Genomic DNA, 18,417 nt, shown 5'->3' on the forward strand with positions numbered 1-18,417 from the left:
TTCGTCGGGGGTACAGTAGCCCGACTGTACGACGTCCCGCTGTACCGACCCGGCAGTCCGATTCGCTGCGACTGCGTCGGGTTCATCTCTACCGGGCCACTCCATCACACCGCTCCTGTCACGCGGCGTCGACGGCGACCACGCCGCGGCGCAGGGCTGCGACGGCGCGCGCCGCCGTTCGCGACAGTTCCGGCTCCGGGGCCGCGAGCCGAACCTGATCGAGCAGATCTATCACCTGTCGGCACCACCGCACGAAGTCTCCACCCGAGAGAGCTTTGCCGTTGTCCCCGGCCGTGACGAGGGCGTCGACCAACGAGTGATCGGACGCCCACTTGTAGATGGCCTTCACGAAACCCATGTCGGGCTCTCTCGTCGGCGGGAGCTTGTGCCGAACTTCGTCCGAACGAAGCTCGTGCCACACCCGGACCGTCTCGGTGAGTGCATGTCGAATGGGACCCGTCGGACCGTGCGGGGTGATGTCCCCCTCCGACCTCGACTCGTAGACGACGGCCGAAACGACCGCTGCCAACTCGGCAGGTGACAGGCCCTGCCACAGACCACCGCGGAGGCATTCCGCCACGAGCAGGTCGGACTCCGAGTAGATCCGGCTCAACCTGGCACCGTCGTCGGTGACCTTGGGATCCTTACCCGGCGTCACGTACCCGCGGTCGGCGAGTAGAGCCAGGATGCGGTCGAAGGTGCGAGCAAGAGAGTTCGTCGTCGCCGATACTTTCTGACGCATCGTTTCGGTCTCGCGGGCAAGCCGGTTGTAGCGCTCACCGGTACGACCGAGTTCGTCACGATCGGGTCGTGCGTGCACCGGATGCGATCGAATGGCTCGGCGAAGGGTGGCCAGCTCCTTGTCGTCCGCTGCTGTCGACTTTCGTCGGATGCGGTCCGACGGCTGCGATATTCCGCGCGTGACCAGTGCTGCCGCGAGATCGCGCCGGGTCCTCGCGGTGCGATGGTCGACGAACCGCGGTAGCCGCATCGTTCCCAGTGACGTTGCCGGCGAGGGGAAGTCCGCTGCGGAGAGTCGACCCGCCCACTTGTCCTCGGTCAGCACCAGCGGACGCGGATCGGCCCGGTCGTCGTCCGGTTCCAGCACGACGGCAAGGCCGCTGCGGCGACCGGTCGGCACCGAGATCACATCGCCGCGGCGCAGGGCGCGCAGCGAATCGACAGCCTTGTCTCGTCGATCGGAGCGGCTCTGGCGTTCGAGGGTCTTCTCGCGATCTTTGAGTCGTTCGCGCAGCCGCGCATACTCGAAGTATTCGCCGTCGGGTCCGCCGAGGCGTGCACCGAGCGCGTCCAGCGTCTGCATGTTCTTCTCGATACCCCGGACCATGCCGACGACGGAGCGGTCGGCCTGGAACTGAGCGAAGGATCGCTCGAGCAGCAGACGCGAATCGGCTGCACCGAACTGCTCGATCAGGTTGATCGACATGTTGTACGCCGGCGCGAACGAACTGCGCAGCGGAAAAGTACGGGTCGACGCGAGCCCGGCGACTTCGGTCGGCTCGGTGCCCGGCTGCCACAGCACGACGGCATGGCCTTCGACGTCGATACCGCGGCGCCCGGCTCGACCGGTCAACTGGGTGTACTCCCCCGGGGTCAGCTCGGCATGCGTTTCACCGTTGAACTTGACGAGCTTTTCCAGCACCACCGTTCGGGCCGGCATGTTGATGCCGAGCGCCAGCGTCTCGGTGGCGAACACCGCTCTGACCAGGCCCTTGACGAACAATTCCTCCACGGTGTGCCGAAAGACCGGCAACATACCGGCGTGATGGGCGGCGAAGCCACGCTCGAGTGCATCGCGCCACTCCCAGAAGCCCAGAACCTCCAGGTCTTCCCGCGGAAGTTCCGAGGTGTGCTTCTCGACGATGTACCGAATTTCTTCCGCCTGCTCGGGCGTCGTCAACACCAGACGCGAGCGCATGCATTGAGTGAGTGCACCGTCGCACCCGGCGCGACTGAAGATGAACGTGATCGCGGGGAGCAAACCCTCTTCGTCGAGTTTGGCGATCACATCGGGTCGGGCAAGCGGCCGGTTGTTGGCCCCGCTGCCCTGACCGCCACCGCGGCCTCCTCCGCCCCCTCGACCGCCCCGGCCTCGGCTGTGCGGCGCGTGCCAGCGGTCCATCGAGTCGAGAGACTGGCGCTGCTTGACGTGCCGAACGAGTTCGCGGTCGACCACGACCTTCTGGCTGCCGTCGGGTGACTGCGCCCTGGTGTCGAACAAGTCGAACAACCGGCGTCCCACCATGATGTGCTGAGAGAGAGGTACCGGTCGGTTCTCGTCCACCACGACGGTGGTGTCACCGCGAACCGTGCTCATCCACGCGCCGAACTCCTCGGCGTTGCTGACCGTGGCCGACAGACTCACCAGGCGAACATCGTCGGACAGGTGCAGGATGACCTCTTCCCACACTGCCCCCCGGAAGCGATCGGCCAGGTAGTGCACCTCGTCCATCACGACATGAGAGAGTCCGCGAAGCGCGTCCGACGATGCGTAGAGCATGTTTCGCAGAACCTCCGTCGTCATGATGACGATGGGGGCATCGGGGTTGATCGACGAATCTCCGGTGAGCAGGCCCACCGTGTCGCGGCCGTACCGTGCAGTCAGCTCGGCGAACTTCTGATTGCTGAGCGCCTTGATCGGTGTGGTGTAGAAGCACTTTCGCCCGGCTGCGAGGGCCAGGTGGACGGCGAACTCACCGATCACAGTCTTGCCTGCACCGGTAGGGGCACAGACCAGGACGCCGTGTCCGTTCTCCAACGCGGTACACGCATCGACCTGGAACCGGTCGAGCGGGAAACCCAGCTCTGCCGAGAAACGTTGCAGCTCAGTGGGCTTCGGACTCGGATGGACGTCCGTCGTAGTGTCCGTCATGCGCTGGTCCCCACGCATCGGCCGAGGTCAGATGGTGTCGTCGTACTGTGACTGGGTTCGGGTTGCAGCACCGAATCCGCTGGGCGGCGGTGTCGGAGCGACAGCGTGTGGGGACTCGATCGTACTTGCGCCTTCGATACGTGTTGCTTCGTCATCTGACACATCACCCCATTCGTCTCTTCTCTTGCGCAACTTACGCTTGTCGTGAATTCGCGCAATCTGCACTGCCATCTCGAAGAGGACCGTCAACGCCAACGCCAGCGCCAACATCGAGAACGGGTCCTGCCCCGGTGTCGCGATGGCGGCGAAGACGAACAGACCGAAGATCAGACCGCGACGCCACGCCTTGAGTCGTTCGTAGGTCAGCACGCCGACGAAATTCAGAGCAACCACGAGCAGCGGAATCTCGAAGCTGACACCGAAGATGATGAGGAGGTTGATCAAGAATCCGAAGTACTGATCGCCACTCAGTGCAGTGATCTGTACGTTGTCGCCGATCGACAGCAAGAAGTGCAGCCCCTTGGCCACCACGAAGTACGCCAGGATGGCACCGGTGACGAACAGTGCAGCCGCGCCGGTGACGAAGGAGACGGCGTATCGACGTTCGTTGGCATACAGGCCAGGCGTGATGAACGCCCAGATCTGATAGAGCCAGATGGGGCAGGCAAGCACGACCCCGGCGGTGAACGCGACCTTGAATCGCAGCAGGAACTGATCGAACGGTCCGGTCGCGAGCAGTCGACATTGGTCGTCGTTGCTCAAGTTCGCGCGGAGGTTCGGATCGAGTGTGCAGTACGGACCTCGAAGAAGGTCACCGAGACTTTCGACGCCGAATATCGTGTGCGAGTACCAGAAGAACCCGAACGCCGTGGTGACGGCGACGGCAACGAGCGACCACAGGAGCCGCGTCCGCAGCTCGTACAGATGATCGACCAACGACATCGTGCCGTCGGGATTGACTCGGCGCTTGCTACGCCGCGGATCGAACGGAATGCGCATGGTGTTGTACGGTCAGCCTTCTTCGGTCGGCCGACGGCGCCGGGCCGTCACCGACAGCAGTGAACCTTCGGTGCCCACGTGGCACCGAAGGTGTGCTGAGCGGTCTGCGCTCAGGCAGACTTCGCGTCGTGCTGTGCGTCGACGTTCGTAGGGGCAACGGGCGCAGGCGGAGGCAGCTGAGCAGGCGCGGCCGGCTGCTGTGCCGTCGTGGTATCGGTGTCGGATTTGCCGTCGTTCTGCATCTCCTTCACCTCGCTCTTGAAGATGCGCAACGAGCGGCCGAGTCCACGAGCAGCGTCGGGCAGCTTCTTGGAACCGAACAGAATGATGACGACCACCGCAACGATCGCCCAGTGCCAGGGACTGGTGAATCCCATGTGAACCTCCTGAGATCAGATGAATCGAGCGTACCCGACTACGGGTGACACCTTCAGCAGCGGCGAGCAGCGGTTTGCCCTGCGTTCATGTCGTGACGGTGCCGTCTGCGCTGGTCGAGTCCAGCTCGGAGTACACGTCCAGCGCAGAACGTGCGCGTTCGCGGACGGAGTTCACCAAGGATTCAGGTGAAAGTACCGTGACGCCGCCGCCGAACCCGAGTGTCAGACGGGTCATCCACTGCAGAGTTGCAAATCGCATCGTCACCTCGATCGATCCGTCGGAATCGGCTGCGACCTGTGTCATCGGGTAGTAGTCCAGAATCCAGGTGTAGGTGGGCGACACCTTCAGTCGCGCCTGCGACAGCGAGGGGTCGTCGTTGAAGATCTCGAAGGCGTCCTCGTCCTGAACCGACTCCGGCGGTGCAGCGGGCTCGTTCCGTTCGACAGCCGAGTCGATGCGGTCGAACCGGAAAAGCCGAACGCCCTCGGCTCCTCGGCACCACGCCTGCAGATAGCTGTTGTCGTCGACCACGACCGTCCTGATCGGGTCGACAGTTCGTTCGGTGACGACGTCTCGCGACGCAGAATAATACGTCAGGTCGAGTGCGTGCCGGTGCCGCAAAGCAGACCGGACGGTGCTCGAGACCGCCCCCTCTTCGGTGCCGACGCTGTCGTGATCGGACGAGAGTGGCACGTTGGCCGCCGCCGAGCCCGCCGCGGTTTCGATCTTCGCGATCGCTCGCTGCGCGGCGGACGGATCGACCATACCGGGCATCGACGTCAGCGATCGGAGCGCGACCAACAGGGCCGTGGCCTCGGTCGACGTCAGGCGTAGTGGACGATCGATCCCCGCGGAGAACGTCACGTCGATGCTCTCCTCGGAGAACGAGAGATCGATGAGGTCACCCGGGCCGTAGCCGGGTAGACCGCACATCCAGAGTTGGTTGAGATCGGCCATCAGCGTTGCCGTCGACACACCCAGCTCGCGTGCGGCCTCCTCGGCGCTCAACCCCGGATTCGCCATGAAGAACGGCACCATGTTGAGGAGCCTGGCCAAACGGACCGACAGACGCGCGCTCATCGCTCGGTCTCCACGTCGGCTGCCGTCTGAAGAGTCGAGATCACATCGGCCCGCAATTCCGCGGGTTCGAGCACCACCGCATCAGCCCCGTGGCCCGCGATCAACCGCGAGATCCAATCCCAGGACCGCACTGGAACCTCGACGACCGTGCCGCTCCGGGTGCCCAGACTCTGCGCGCCCACGATCGTTCCCATCCGTCGTAGCTCCAGTGCCCTGCCATCGTGCAACCAGACTCGTGCTGTGCCCGACACCGAGGACGTCCCTGCGACGCGACGGACGATGTCCTGCAGGTCGATACCGTCGGGTTTGCGGACACTCTGCGGCGAGCCGAACGATTTGACCTCGTCACCGATGCGGGAGAGGCGGAAGGTTCGGGTGTCGTCTCGGTCCACGTCGTGTCCCACCAGGTACCAGCGGCCGCGGAACGTGACGACACCCCACGGCTGGACGGTTCTGGTGGTGAACGGATCCGTCAACGACGGTCGGTGCTCGAACCGCACCGATTTGCCCTCGTCGATGGCGGCCAGCAGCGCACCGAGTGCAGGTTCGGAGCCCCTGGTCCGTGCGGGAACCGCGGTCACCGCCGCCGCGGACTCGTTCTGGTCGACCTGAATACCCGCGGCGCGAAGTTTGAGGAGCGCACTCTGAGCCGCCGACGTGAGCTCGGGTGATTCCCAGAGTTTGACGGCGACAGCGACAGCGGCCGACTCCTCGCTGGTGAGGTCGATGTCGGGCAGCTCGTACGCGTCGCGATTGATGCGGTAGCCCTCGACGCCGCCGAACCTGGTTGCCGCTCCGGTTTCCAAGGGAACGCCGAGGTCACGGAGTTCGTTCTTGTCCCGCTCGAACATTCGACTGAAAGCTTCGTGGCTGGACGAGTCGTCGTATCCGGCCACGCTGTCACGGATCCACTCCGCGGTGAGGAACTGACGCGTCGACAGCAGGCAGATGACAAGATTCATCAGGCGTTCGACTTTGGTGGTGGCCACGACTGTCGAGCCTAGTTGCTCAACTGGTGCCGGAGCGGTAGCGACCCGAGTCGTCGGAGCGGTAGCGACCCGAGCTGCCGTATATCCACCGGGCTTACATCGACGCGATCAGTCTCTCCACACGCTCGTCGACCGAACGGAACGGGTCCTTGCACAACACGGTTCGCTGCGCCTGGTCGTTGAGCTTGAGGTGCACCCAATCGACCGTGAAGTCGCGACCCGCCTCCTGCGCGGCGGTGATGAACTCACCTCGCAGTTTGGCCCGTGTGGTCTGCGGAGGGAGGTCGACCGCTTCGTCGATCTGCTCGTCCTCGGTGACTCGCTTGGCCAAGCCCTTGCGCTGTAGCAGGTCGAACACTCCACGCCCGCGTTTGATGTCGTGGTAGGCCAGGTCCAGTTGAGCGATCTTGGGATCGGAGAGCTCCATCGAGTACCGATCCTGGTAACGCTGGAACAGCTTGCGCTTGATGACCCAGTCGATCTCGGTATCCACCTTCGCGAAGTCCTGCGTCTCGATGGCATCGAGGGTCCGCCCCCAGAGGTCGACCACCTGCTCCACCTGAGTGTTCGGCTCCCGCGTCTTCAGGTGTTCGACGGCCCGGGCGTAGTACTCCCGCTGGATATCGAGGGCGCTGGCCTGCCGTCCCCCCGCGAGCCTCACCGGGCGCCGTCCGGTGAGATCGTGGCTGACCTCGCGGATGGCGCGAATCGGATTGTCCAAAGCGAAGTCTCGGAAAGATACTCCTGCCTCGATCATTTCGAGGACGAGGGCCGCCGTTCCGACCTTGAGCATCGTCGAGGTCTCGGCCATATTCGAATCGCCCACGATCACGTGCAGCCTGCGGTACTTCTCGGCGTCGGCGTGGGGCTCGTCGCGAGTGTTGATGATCGGCCGCGACCGAGTGGTGGCAGAGGAGACGCCTTCCCAGATGTGCTCGGCACGCTGTGACAGGCAGAACGTGGCCGCTTTCGGCGTCTGCAGGACCTTGCCTGCGCCGCAGATCAATTGACGCGTGACCAGAAAGGGAAGCAGAACGTCCGAAATCCGAGAGAACTCCCCCGCTCGCTGTACCAGGAAGTTTTCGTGGCAGCCGTACGAGTTGCCGGCGGAGTCGGTGTTGTTCTTGAACAGGTAGATATCGCCGCCGATGCCTTCCTCGGCCAGGCGCTGCTCGGCGTCGATCAGCAGATCCTCGAGAACACGCTCGCCCGCCCGGTCGTGGGTGACCAACTGCAGCAGGCTGTCGCACTCGGCCGTCGCGTACTCGGGGTGCGAGCCGACATCGAGGTACAGGCGGGCACCGTTGCGAAGGAACACATTCGAGCTTCGCCCCCACGAGACCACCCGGCGGAACAAGTAGCGAGCCACTTCGTCCGGACTGAGGCGTCGATGTCCGTGGAAAGTACATGTGACACCGAACTCTGTCTCGATGCCCATAATTCGTCGCTGCACACTTCGACACTACAACGCAACCTGCGATTCGATGTGCCGGAGCGCCCCGATGTCGTCCGTCCGTGAAGATGCTGCCGCGCGTGCCTAGGCTGGGTGTCATGACACCCACGCGTACCTCTGTTTCGACGGCCGTTCATGCGTGGGACCTCTCGCTGGTGGCACGAAGTGCAGCGTTACGGTCCAGCCGAGCGGATGCGGGCCTGCGCGCGCTGAGTAACGCGGCCGATCACGGTCGTCTGTGGCTCGGCGTTGCTGCTGTGCTCGTTGCCGCTGGTGGGCCTGCACGCCGAGGGGGTGTTCGTGGACTCGTGGCGCTCGCGGGCGCGAGTGCCAGCGCCAACGGTCTGCTCAAGCCGTTGTTCCCACGGACTCGTCCCGGTTCGGAGTCGGTGCCCGTGCTGCGTCAGGTACTGGCTCCACCGGTGTCCTCATCTTTTCCGTCCGGTCACTCGGCTTCTGCCGCGGCTTTCGTGACGGCCGTTGCCATCGAATCTCCGCTGGCAGGAATTGTTCTGGCACCCGTTGCGGCCGCTGTCTGCTACTCGCGTGTCCACGTCGGTGTGCACTGGCCCACCGACGTCATCGCAGGTGCCGCCCTCGGCTCGGCCATCGCGCTGTCCACCCGCCGATGGTGGGCCGTGCGTTCGGAAAAGCCCGCCGATCTGGGCTCACCGGTCGAGGTCCCGCCACTTCAGGGGGGACGGGGGCTGCTCGTGCTCGTCAACCCAGGGTCGGGTGATGGCTCCGAGTCGGTGCCCGAGGCGATCCGTCGCGCACTTCCCGAGGCAGATCTGTTCGTTCCGGATCCGGAACTTGATTTCAACGAGCAACTCGAACAACGAATTCGGGATACGTCGCCGCGGGCACTCGGCGTCTGCGGCGGCGACGGAACGGTGGTCAGCGTCGCCGCGTCGGCAGCGCGCAGCGGGTTGCCTCTCGCCGCGTTCCCCGGTGGCACTCTCAATCACTTCGCCCGTGACACCGGCCTGACCGCCGTCGAAGACACCGCAGCAGCCGTCGAGGCGGGCACGGCCGAACTGGTCGATATTGCCCAGGTGGCCATCGACGGCCGCAGCGTGTCGTTCGTCAACACCGCTACCTTCGGCGGATATCCCGACTCGGTGCGGTTACGTCAGAAGCTCCAGAGCCGAATCGGCAAATGGCCTGCGGCAGCCGTTGCGATGACGAGGGTACTGGCCGCCGCGGAGCCGCTGAACATCGAACTCGACGGCACCGGGCATTCGGTGTGGATGCTCTTCGTCGGCAACGGCAACTACGTGCCGACCGACCAAGTTCCCATGTCGCGCAGCAGCATTCACACCGGCACCCTGGACGTTCGTTTCCTTCCCTCCGAACCCAAGGCGTCGCGAACCAGATTGCTGTGGGCGACGGTGACGGGCACCCTGGGCTCCTCACCGGCCTACGTTCGCCGAGCAGTGAAGCAGCTGACGGTGGAGGTGGAAGGCGCTCCCGTTGCACTCGCCGCCGACGGCGAAGTGGTGGGCGACGGAACGTGGTTCGAGTTCACCAGTGACAAGAACGGCCTCGCGCTCTACCGGAAGCGGTAGGGCACGAGGCCGTCTGGGTGCGATCTGCGAACCAGCTACGAGGGACCCACCTCGGGCACACCGTCGACCGTGTCGGTGGTGGCCTGTACGGCTGGTGCCGAAGCCGGCAACATGTCCTCCAACGCAGCTCCTGCGATGCGTCGGAACGCGCGCCGAGGCCGACCTTGGTCCAGTACAGCCACTTCGAGCGCGGATACCTCGAGAACCTTCTTCTCGGGCTCACCGCCTGCAGCGGGCGGTACCGCGGGTCCCGCGGTGAGTGCATCCACCGCAACGCGCACCGCATCGGCCAGATCGAGTCCGGGACGGTAGGTGTCCTTCAACGCTGCGACGATGGGCTCGGTCGTTCCGCCCATGACGACGAAATCCTGTTCGTCGACGATGGACCCGTCGTAGGTGATGCGGTAGAGCTGCGTTGCGATCGGCTCGTCCTGATGCGAGACCTCCGCGACACAGATTTCCACTTCGTAAGGCTTGAGCTGCTCCGTGAAAATCGTGCCGAGCGCCTGTGCGTAAGTCTTGGCGAGCGACCTGCCGGTCACATCCCGGCGGTCGTAGGTGTACCCCTTGATGTCGGCATGCTGAATACCGGCTTTCCGGAGATTCTCGAACTCGTTGTACTTCCCCACGGCCGCGAAGCCGATCCGGTCGTACAGTTCGCTCACCTTGTGCAGCGCCGTCGAGCGATTCTCGGCCACGAACAGCACGCCGTCCGCGTAGGTCAGTGCGATGACGCTCCGGCCACGGCCGATTCCCTTGCGCGCCAATTCCGAACGATCGCGCATGATCTGCTCGGCTGATGCGTAGTACGGCATTGTCATGGTGCGCTACCCCCTTCGCTCACTTGCTGACCGGACCGGGTGTGATGCTCGGCACCGCCGGTGTGCGCGGCACTCTCGGTCCGCTCCGCGAGAACGGAATGCGCTGCGGCCGACACGCGGTCGTGTGCAACGTCGTCTGCGCCGACGCTCGTGATTGCCACTGCCGTCGGATAGATCCCTCGGGTGACGTCAGGTCCGCCTGTGGCGGAGTCGTCGTCGGCGGCGTCGTACAGCGATTCGACCGCTGCGCGAAGCGCTTCGTCCTCGGTCATTCCGGGGCGATAGAGCTTCTTGAGTGCCGACTTGGCGAACAGTGATCCCGACCCCACCGCGTGATAGCCCGAGCGCTCCTCGTAGCGCCCGCCGACCACGTCGTAGGACACGATGCGCCCGGCACTGTCCGGGTCCGAGATGTCGATGTCGAACCCGACCAGCAACGGGACGGCGGCCAATCCTTGCATTGCGGCACCGAGGTTGCTCCGCACCATCGACGACAGCTTGTTGGCCTTGCCATTGAAGGTGAGTGGAACCCCTTCGATCTTCTCGTAGTGCTCCAGTTCGACCGCGAAGAGCCGTACGAGCTCGATCGCGATGCCTGCGGTTCCGGCAATGCCCGCAGCGGAGTACTCGTCGGTGACGTAGACCTTCTGCATGTCACGGTTGGCGATCAGATTGCCTTGAGTGGCGCGCCGATCACCAGCGATCAGGACCCCACCCGCGTAGGTGAGGGCGACGATCGTCGTCCCGTGCGGAGCGATGCCGGACTTGTCGGAGGTGCCGTTGGCAGCGTGGGACGCCAGGTCTGCGGCCAGACCGCTCTCGGGCAACAGATGGGGGGCGTGCTGACGGAGGTAGTCGGAGAACGACGAACTGCTCGATCCGAGCGGGATCGTCATGCCGTCACCGGCCGACCGTGGGTCCGAACGATCCACCGTCACTGGCCGCCCTTCTGCACGTAGGCACGAACGAAGTCCTCGGCGTTCTCCTCGAGGACGTCGTCGATCTCGTCCAAGAGGTCGTCGGTCTCCTCGGCCAGCTTCTCGCGCCGCTCCTGCCCACCGGCTCCGGTGTCGCCTGGGACCTCATCGTCGTCGCCGCCGCCAGAGCGCCGTGTCTGCTCCTGTGCCATAGTCGCCGACCTCCTCCGTGTATCGAGAGAACACATCTACTGCACGTTCATCGATTCATCCGAGATGCACCGTTGTGGATGTGCAAGTGCAACCGAACGTTCCGCCGAAAGTGCACGGACCTTTACCCTACCGACAGACCGGCCGCGCGGGTCGTCGAGACACCATCGAATAGTCGGACTGCGTTGCCGGGTTCTCAGTTGGTGAGCTGATCGACGAGCTCGGCGGCACTGTCGACAGACTCGAGCAGCGCACCGACGTGCGATTTGGTACCGCGCAGCGGTTCGAGTGTCGGGATGCGTACCAGTGAGTCGCCACCCAGGTCGAAGATGACGGAATCCCAGCTCGCCGCAGCGATATCGGCCCCGAATTTGCGGAGGCACTCGCCGCGGAAGTAGGCCCTCGTATCCTCCGGCGGGTTGCCGACGGCATCGAGTACCTGCTGCTCCGTGACCAGTCGATCCATCGACCCACGAGCAACCAGCCGGTTGTACAGGCCTTTGTCGAGCCGAACGTCGGAGTACTGCAGGTCCACCAGATGAAGGCGCGGCGCCGACCAGCCCAGGCCCTCGCGCTGGCGGAAACCCTCCAGCAGACGCAGCTTCGCGGGCCAGTCCAGCAGGTGGGCGCATTCCATCGGATCGCGTTCGAGGAGGTCGAGCACCATGGCCCACTTGTCGAGCACGTCCAGGGCCCGCGCGTCGTCGCTCCCCTCGGCGGCCACGAATTTCGCGGCCCGCTGGTGGTAGATGCGCTGGAGCGCAAGCCCGGTCAGCTCGCGCCCGTCCGCGAGAGCCACTGCCTTGCGTAGAGTCGGATCGTGGCTGATCTGGTGGACGGCGGTCACCGGTCGGGCGAGCTGGAGATCGGACAGATCCACTCCGGCTTCGATGAGGTCGAGTACCAGCGCGGTGGTGCCCACCTTGAGGTAGGTCGACATCTCCGCGAGGTTCGCGTCGCCGATGATGCAATGCAGGCGGCGATACTTGTCCGCATCCGCGTGCGGTTCGTCGCGCGTGTTGATGATGCCGCGCTTGAGTGTGGTCTCGAGGCCGACCTCCACCTCGATGTAGTCGGCTCGCTGAGAGAGCTGGAACCCGGCCTCGTCGCCGGACTGGCCGATTCCGACGCGTCCCGATCCCGTGATCACCTGCCGCGATGCGAAGAACGGCGACAGACCGGCGATGACGGCCGAGAACGGCGTCTCGCGCGACATCAAGTAGTTCTCGTGAGTGCCGTACGACGCGCCCTTGCCGTCGACGTTGTTCTTGTACAGCTGCAACCGCGGGGCTCCTGGCACGCTGGAGGCGTGGCGAGCGGCGGCCTCCATGACGCGCTCCCCGGCCTTGTCCCAGATCACAGCGTCCAACGGATCCCGTACTTCCGGGGCCGAGTATTCGGGGTGAGCATGGTCGACGTACAGACGGGCACCGTTGGTGAGAATCATGTTGGCCGCGCCGATCTCGTCGGCATCGATGACCGGTGCAGGGCCGCTGAAGCGTCCGAGGTCGAAGCCACGGGCGTCACGTAGCGGCGACTCGACTTCGTAATCCCATCGTGTGCGCTTGGCCCGCGGTACCCCTGCAGCGGCCGCGTAGGCCAACACTGCCTGGGTGGACGTCAAGATCGGATTGGCGGTGGGTTCGGTGGGCGAAGAAATGCCGTACTCGACCTCGATACCGATGATGCGCTGCATGAGTCGAGCCTAGACGGCACGCAGACACAGAACGGGGCGCGCCCTGTGCGGACGCGCCCCGATGTTGTTCTGTGCAGGATCTACAGGTACTGGCCGGTGTTGGCCTCGGTGTCGATTGCCCGGCTCGCGCTGGCATTCTTACCGGTGACCAACGTGCGGATGTAGACGATCCGCTCGCCCTTCTTACCGGAAATTCGCGCCCAGTCGTCGGGATTCGTGGTGTTCGGCAGATCTTCGTTCTCGGCGAACTCGTCGACGATGGAGTCGAAGAGGTGCTGGATCCTCAAACCGGCGTTGCCGGTTTCGAGAACCGACTTGATGGCGTACTTCTTCGCGCGGTCCACGATGTTCTGAATCATGGCACCGGAGTTGAAGTCCTTGAAGTACAGAACTTCCTTGTCGCCGTTGGCATATGTCACCTCGAGGAAACGGTTGTCGTCGCTCTCGGCGTACATGCGCTCGACGACCCGGTCGATCATCCCTCGGATGCAGGCCGCGCGGTCACCACCGAACTCGGCGACATCGTCGGCATTGACCGGCAGCGAGTCGGTGAGGTACTTGGAGAAGATGTCCTGTGCCGATTCGGCGTCGGGACGCTCGATCTTGATCTTCACGTCCAGGCGACCGGGCCGCAGGATCGCGGGGTCGATCATGTCCTCTCGGTTGGAGGCACCGATCACGATGACGTTCTCGAGCCCCTCCACACCGTCGATCTCGGCGAGCAGCTGCGGAACGACCGTCGTCTCGACATCGGACGAGACACCCGAACCGCGGGTGCGGAAGATCGAGTCCATCTCGTCGAAGAACACGATGACCGGGGTGCCCTCGGACGCCTTCTCCCGTGCGCGCTGGAAGATCATGCGAATGTGACGCTCGGTCTCGCCGACGAACTTGTTGAGCAGTTCGGGACCCTTGATGTTGAGGAAGAACGACTTCGCTTCCTTGGCGTCCTGCCCGCGGGCCTCGGCGATCTTCTTGGCCAACGAGTTGGCAACCGCCTTGGCGATCAACGTCTTTCCGCACCCGGGAGGGCCGTAGAGCAGTACACCCTTGGGTGGACGCAGGGAGTACTCGCGAAACAGATCCTTGTGCAGGAACGGGAGTTCGACGGCGTCGCGAATCTGCTCGATCTGTCGACCGAGACCACCGATGTCCTCGTATCCCACGTCCGGAACCTCTTCGAGGACCAAGTCCTCCACCTCGGCTTTGGGGACACGCTCGAAGGCGTAGCCGGCCTTGGTGTCGACCAGGAGCGAATCGCCGGGACGGAGTTTGCGGGACGGTTCGTCCGGGTCGATGGGGCCGTCGTCGTTGACCATGTCGATCAGCGGCTTTGCCAGCCACACGACGCGCTCCTCGTCGGCGTGACCGACGACGAGAGCCCTCGATCCGTCGCCGAGAAGCTCACGCAGAGTGCTGATCTCACCGACCTGGTCGAAGGTGCAGGCCTCGACGATGGTCAACGCCTCGTTCAGCCGCACCGTCTGGCCCGGCGCAAGCGAGTCGGCTTCGATGTTGGGCGAGCACGTGAGGCGCATCTTTCGGCCGGACGTGAACACATCGACGGTTCCGTCGTCGAACACACTCAGCAGAACGCCGTAACCGCTCGGCGGCTGGCCGAGTCGGTCGACCTCCTCGCGAAGCGCGATGAGCTGTTGTCTGGCCTCTTTGAGGGTGTCCATCAGCTTGGTGTTGCGGAGCGAGAGCGAATCGACACGGCCTTCGAGCTCGCGTACCTGTTCGGGGGACTCCCCCAGTTGACGGCGCAGTGAAGCGGCTTCGGCTCGCACGGCGTCCAGTTCGGCTCTGGCCGCGGCCACATCCGGATTGTCTGTTGAGCTCATGAGCGACTCCTCCCAGTGACGATCTATCAACGCTACCGGCACCGGCCCGAATGTGCGGACCGACACCACGATCGGGCGTGCCTGCTGCATGCCTCGACTGCACACCAACCGAGGCCGGGGTCATGTTAGCCTCACCTGACCAAACGGTGGACGGACTACGGAAACAGGGGCTTCACCAGTGAAGATGCGCATATTCTCCGCCAGCGTCGCACTCACGGCGGCGGTGATGTCGGTGGCCGGGTGCAGCACCGCAGATGAATCCGATCACGCCGATCACAATTCGACGTCGGCCGCAGATTCTGTCGGCACGACGACCGACGTGCCTGCTGTTGCGGCACCGACCTCCGATGAACTCGAATCCTCGCTGCTGCAGCTGGTGGCACCGGACGTCGACGCGGCAACCAAAGCGGCCGCGGTCGAGAACGGTCAGGCGCGTCTGACGAACCTCGACACCATGACCGCCGCGCTGGCGAACTACGGCACGATCACGTTCGAGGTTGCCGAGCCGACCGTCGAGGGCGAGACGTCCACGGCCGACGTGGCGATCGCCACCCCACGAGGGACGGCAGCGCCCTCACCGCAGACCTGGGTCCTGATCGACGGCAAGTGGAAGCTCTCCGACGCCAGCACCTGCCAGATCCTTGCGATGGGGCAAGCACCCTGCGCCTGAAGTCCGGGCCCGCCAGTCGAGCGAGACCGCCGCGATCGGTCAGCCCTTACCGGACCGACGCTGCGGCTTGGGGGTGACGGTGCCCTCGGCGAGGCGTCGAACGCTCACGAGGAATGCCGTGTGCCCCTGCATACGGTGCTCGGGCCGAACCGCCAGTCCCACGACGTGCCAACCTCGGACCATCGACTCCCACGAACGGGGTTCGGTCCAGCATTCCTGTGCGCGTAGGGCTTCGACGACCTTGGACAGCTGCGTCACCGTGGCGACGTAGACCAACAGCACTCCGCCCGGAACGAGAGCCTTCGATACGGCAGGCAGTGCGTCCCAGGGAGCCAGCATGTCGAGAACCACCCGATCCACCTGCTCCCCCGGTCGATCGACACCGAACTGATCCACGTCGGCCACCGTCAGGTGCCAGTTGGACGGCCGCTCGCCGAAGAACGTCTCGACGTTCTTGATCGCGTAGTCGGCATGGTCCTGGCGGATCTCGTAGGAGATGACCGTTCCTTCCGTACCCACCGCACGCAGCAGCGAGCACGTCAGAGCGCCCGATCCGGCACCGGCCTCCAGAACGCGGGCTCCGGGGAACATGTCGCCCTCGTGGACGATCTGCGCTGCATCCTTGGGGTAGATGACCTGCGCGCCGCGCGGCATCGACAACACGTAGTCGGTCAACAGCGGCCGAAGCGCAAGGTACGGGGTGCCGTTGACGGAGGTCACGACGCTGCCCTCGTCGGCACCCAGCAACTTGTCGTGAGTGATTCCGCCTCGGTGGGTGTGGAATTCCTTGCCTGCCTCGAGCACCACCGTGTAGTGCCTGCCCTTGCCGTCGGTGAGCTGCACTCGATCTCCGACGCGGAACGGCCCACTGCGGGCGGGTCCGGTCGGAACCGGTGCGATGGAGTTCTCGTCCGCAGTCGGGACCTGGTCGGGTTCGATCTCGTCGACCGTGGCGGTGACCACATCGTCCGCACTCGGAACCGGGACATCGACGAGCGCGTCGACCTCGGGCCCGTCGGTCGACGCGGACGCGGAATCACCGGTGGACACAGCGGAACCTGCTTTCGTTGTTCGGTTCGACGATCTACCGGAGCGGGCAGGCGTCGGGGACGACTCGACGTGCCAGACTACGGCCTTGACCGAAGTTGTCGGACCAGCGGCATAGTCTCGCAGTCGTGAGTATTTCCGTGTCGGCACCCATCGACTTGCCTCTACTCGACCTCGGCGACAGGGCGCGACCGCCGCTGGCGGTGCCGAGCCCCCGCAGCACGCCGGCGTTGTCGCCCTCCCGCGCAGGCGATTTCAAGCAGTGTCCTCTGCTCTACCGCTTTCGCGCGGTCGACCGCATTCCGGAGGTGTCCACCGAAGCTCAGGTCAAGGGAACTGTGGTGCATGCCGCACTGGAGGCTCTCTACGCGTTGCCTGCGCAGGACCGAGTGCCGACGACTGCGCGCGACCTGGTGGATCCGGCGTGGGAGCGAGTGGTTGCCCAGTCGCCCGCCATCGAGTCGTTGGTTCCGGCCGACGAGCGGACGGCTTTTCTCGATCGCGCTCGGGCTCTGGTCGCCGGATACTACGAACTCGAGGACCCTACTCACTTCGAGCCCGAGTCCTGCGAGCAACGGGTGGAGATCGATCTGGACGACGGCACGCCGCTTCGGGGATTCATCGATCGAATCGACGTCGCACCCAACGGCATGATTCGCGTCGTCGACTACAAAACCGGTCGGGCACCGCGGGAGTTCACCGAGTCCAAGGCGTTGTTCCAGATGAAGTTCTACGCCTTGATGATCATGCGCATGCGCGGAGTCGTTCCGGCGCAACTGAAATTGATGTATCTGGCCGACAAGCAGGAACTGACCTACGCTCCCGACGAAGACGAGCTGCGCAGGTTCGAGCGCATGCTGTCCGCCATCTGGAAAGCGATTCTGGCCGCAGGCGAGACCGGTGACTTTCGCGCCAAGAAAGGCGCACTGTGCAAGTGGTGCGACCACCAGGCCCTGTGTCCCGAGTTCGGCGGCACTCCCCCGCCGTACCCGGGTTGGCCGCAGGTCGCATCGGAACAGACGGAGCCCGAGCTGTGACCATTCCGGACGCCTTCTTCGTTCCCGCCGGTGTCGGCAAGAACGGCTTCGAGAGGGTCACGGCCACCGAGAACACCGTCAGTCTGTGGGCACCGACGATGCAGCACGGCGCTCCGCCGTCCGCTCTACTGGTCCGTGCACTCGAGCGCGTCGACGCTCGGGAGGACACCCGTATCAGTCGAGTCGCGGTCGACATACTCGGTCCGATTCCGGTCGCGGACATCGAGATTCGGGCATGGACGGAGCGCCCCGGGGGCAACGTCGAACTCGTTGTTGCCGAATTGTGGGCGGAAAGTTCGTCCGGCACGGCTCGGGCGGTGGCTCGCGGCAGCGCGTGGCGTATGCGCACCACACCGACGGAGGACGTCGAACACGTCGGCGACCCGGTGATGAAGCCGGTGGGAGACGGAGTCGACTACACCTTCGGGGGCACATGGTCGTCGGGCTATCTCGACGCCGTCGAGTTCAAGATTCTCACCGGGCTCGGTGCCGATGGTCCCGGCGAGATCTGGGCCAGGCCCAAACCTGTTCTCGTCCAGGGTGAATCGATGACTCCGCTGGAGCGACTGTTCTCGATTGCGGACATCGCGAACGGAATCGGCGCGAAATTACCGATCGACGAATGGACCTTCTTGAACACCGACCTGACAGTGCACGTGTTCAGGGTGCCTCAGGGTGACTGGGTCGGAGTCTCGGCCGAAACCTCCACCGGTCCGGACGGAATCGCCATGTGTGCTGGCACTCTGAGCGACGAACTGGGTCCGGTCGGCCGAATCGCGCAGACGGTCCTGGTCCGGCGTCGCAACTGACGGCAG

16 protein-coding genes are annotated in these 18,417 nt (G+C 64.6%); 4 read left to right on the plus strand and 12 right to left on the minus strand.

Annotated elements, in window-relative coordinates; translation table 11 throughout:
* Nucleotides 1-118: 118 nt before the first annotated feature.
* The 6 genes from CH286_RS21785 to pafA form a co-directional block, all read right to left on the minus strand.
* Complete coding sequence (locus CH286_RS21785) at nucleotides 119-2,893, minus strand: DEAD/DEAH box helicase (protein ID WP_052058382.1); 2,775 nt, start codon at nucleotides 2,891-2,893, stop codon at nucleotides 119-121.
* A 27-nt stretch (nucleotides 2,894-2,920) separates the two neighbouring features.
* Entirely contained in the window at nucleotides 2,921-3,892 is a 972-nt protein-coding gene (gene tatC, locus CH286_RS21790) for a twin-arginine translocase subunit TatC (protein WP_032377889.1), read from the minus strand.
* Between the two features lie 110 nt (nucleotides 3,893-4,002).
* Entirely contained in the window at nucleotides 4,003-4,269 is a 267-nt protein-coding gene (tatA, locus tag CH286_RS21795; RefSeq protein WP_032377888.1) for a Sec-independent protein translocase subunit TatA, read from the minus strand.
* Between the two features lie 85 nt (nucleotides 4,270-4,354).
* Entirely contained in the window at nucleotides 4,355-5,350 is a 996-nt protein-coding gene (locus CH286_RS21800; protein WP_032403421.1) for a helix-turn-helix transcriptional regulator, read from the minus strand.
* Nucleotides 5,347-6,339: a helix-turn-helix transcriptional regulator gene (locus tag CH286_RS21805; RefSeq protein ID WP_032403420.1), complete on the minus strand. Its 993-nt coding sequence runs from the start codon at nucleotides 6,337-6,339 to the stop codon at nucleotides 5,347-5,349. The genes CH286_RS21800 and CH286_RS21805 overlap by 4 nt, the downstream gene beginning before the upstream one ends.
* 94 nt (nucleotides 6,340-6,433) lie before the next feature.
* Entirely contained in the window at nucleotides 6,434-7,792 is a 1,359-nt protein-coding gene (gene pafA, locus CH286_RS21810; RefSeq protein WP_170944814.1) for a Pup--protein ligase, read from the minus strand.
* A gap of 98 nt (nucleotides 7,793-7,890) precedes the next feature.
* Between pafA and CH286_RS21815 the strand changes: the two genes are divergently transcribed.
* Entirely contained in the window at nucleotides 7,891-9,360 is a 1,470-nt protein-coding gene (locus tag CH286_RS21815) for a bifunctional phosphatase PAP2/diacylglycerol kinase family protein (RefSeq protein WP_094610427.1), read from the plus strand.
* Between the two features lie 35 nt (nucleotides 9,361-9,395).
* Here the strand turns inward: CH286_RS21815 and prcA are convergent, their stop codons facing one another.
* The 5 genes from prcA to arc all read right to left on the minus strand — a co-directional run bounded on the left by prcA (nucleotide 9,396) and on the right by arc (nucleotide 14,848).
* Nucleotides 9,396-10,181 (minus strand): proteasome subunit alpha, encoded by a 786-nt coding sequence (prcA, locus tag CH286_RS21820; protein ID WP_032403419.1) that lies wholly within the window; start codon nucleotides 10,179-10,181, stop codon nucleotides 9,396-9,398.
* Nucleotides 10,178-11,119, minus strand: a complete 942-nt coding sequence (prcB, locus tag CH286_RS21825; protein ID WP_094610363.1) for a proteasome subunit beta — start codon at nucleotides 11,117-11,119, stop codon at nucleotides 10,178-10,180. The genes prcA and prcB overlap by 4 nt, the downstream gene beginning before the upstream one ends.
* Nucleotides 11,116-11,310 carry a ubiquitin-like protein Pup gene (locus CH286_RS21830; RefSeq protein WP_008716348.1) on the minus strand — a complete coding sequence of 65 codons (195 nt, stop codon included), beginning with the start codon at nucleotides 11,308-11,310 and terminating at the stop codon, nucleotides 11,116-11,118. Before CH286_RS21830 ends, prcB begins: the two co-directional genes overlap by 4 nt.
* Nucleotides 11,311-11,504: 194 nt before the next feature.
* On the minus strand, nucleotides 11,505-13,004 hold the full coding sequence (gene dop, locus CH286_RS21835; protein ID WP_032403417.1) for a depupylase/deamidase Dop: 1,500 nt from the start codon (nucleotides 13,002-13,004) through the stop codon (nucleotides 11,505-11,507).
* 80 nt (nucleotides 13,005-13,084) lie between these two features.
* The gene (arc, locus tag CH286_RS21840; RefSeq protein WP_032403683.1) at nucleotides 13,085-14,848 is read right to left on the minus strand and encodes a proteasome ATPase; all 1,764 of its coding nucleotides are present in this window, start codon (nucleotides 14,846-14,848) and stop codon (nucleotides 13,085-13,087) included.
* Between the two features lie 184 nt (nucleotides 14,849-15,032).
* On the opposite strand from arc, the gene CH286_RS21845 reads away from it, so the two are divergent.
* A complete protein-coding gene (locus tag CH286_RS21845) occupies nucleotides 15,033-15,518 on the plus strand; it encodes a hypothetical protein (RefSeq protein ID WP_032403682.1) in 486 nt (161 codons plus the stop codon).
* Between the two features lie 39 nt (nucleotides 15,519-15,557).
* On the opposite strand, the gene CH286_RS21850 is transcribed toward CH286_RS21845, so the two are convergent.
* Nucleotides 15,558-16,418, minus strand: a complete 861-nt coding sequence (locus tag CH286_RS21850) for a tRNA (adenine-N1)-methyltransferase (protein ID WP_032403681.1) — start codon at nucleotides 16,416-16,418, stop codon at nucleotides 15,558-15,560.
* Between the two features lie 344 nt (nucleotides 16,419-16,762).
* Between CH286_RS21850 and CH286_RS21855 the strand changes: the two genes are divergently transcribed.
* Together CH286_RS21855 and CH286_RS21860 are read left to right on the plus strand one after the other, a co-directional pair.
* On the plus strand, nucleotides 16,763-17,602 hold the full coding sequence (locus tag CH286_RS21855; RefSeq protein WP_094610428.1) for a RecB family exonuclease: 840 nt from the start codon (nucleotides 16,763-16,765) through the stop codon (nucleotides 17,600-17,602).
* Nucleotides 17,599-18,411, plus strand: coding sequence for a thioesterase family protein (locus tag CH286_RS21860; RefSeq protein WP_176458312.1), 813 nt, complete (start codon nucleotides 17,599-17,601; stop codon nucleotides 18,409-18,411). The genes CH286_RS21855 and CH286_RS21860 overlap by 4 nt, the downstream gene beginning before the upstream one ends.
* Nucleotides 18,412-18,417: the final 6 nt, after the last annotated feature.

The sequence above is a fragment of the Rhodococcus sp. WWJCD1 genome (assembly GCF_002258735.1).
Lineage (GTDB): Bacteria > Actinomycetota > Actinomycetes > Mycobacteriales > Mycobacteriaceae > Rhodococcoides.

What these genes read in the sequence shown, in the direction of transcription:
- CH286_RS21785 (WP_052058382.1), bottom strand. Translation starts at nt 2,893, where the DNA reads ATGACGGACACTACGACGGACGTCCATCCGAGTCCGAAGCCCACTGAG.
- tatC (WP_032377889.1), bottom strand. Translation starts at nt 3,892, where the DNA reads ATGCGCATTCCGTTCGATCCGCGGCGTAGCAAGCGCCGAGTCAATCCC.
- tatA (WP_032377888.1), bottom strand. Translation starts at nt 4,269, where the DNA reads ATGGGATTCACCAGTCCCTGGCACTGGGCGATCGTTGCGGTGGTCGTC.
- arc (WP_032403683.1), bottom strand. Translation starts at nt 14,848, where the DNA reads ATGAGCTCAACAGACAATCCGGATGTGGCCGCGGCCAGAGCCGAACTG.
- CH286_RS21815 (WP_094610427.1), top strand. Translation starts at nt 7,891, where the DNA reads ATGACACCCACGCGTACCTCTGTTTCGACGGCCGTTCATGCGTGGGAC.
- CH286_RS21830 (WP_008716348.1), bottom strand. Translation starts at nt 11,310, where the DNA reads ATGGCACAGGAGCAGACACGGCGCTCTGGCGGCGGCGACGACGATGAG.
- dop (WP_032403417.1), bottom strand. Translation starts at nt 13,004, where the DNA reads ATGCAGCGCATCATCGGTATCGAGGTCGAGTACGGCATTTCTTCGCCC.
- prcA (WP_032403419.1), bottom strand. Translation starts at nt 10,181, where the DNA reads ATGACAATGCCGTACTACGCATCAGCCGAGCAGATCATGCGCGATCGT.
- CH286_RS21800 (WP_032403421.1), bottom strand. Translation starts at nt 5,350, where the DNA reads ATGAGCGCGCGTCTGTCGGTCCGTTTGGCCAGGCTCCTCAACATGGTG.
- CH286_RS21845 (WP_032403682.1), top strand. Translation starts at nt 15,033, where the DNA reads ATGCGCATATTCTCCGCCAGCGTCGCACTCACGGCGGCGGTGATGTCG.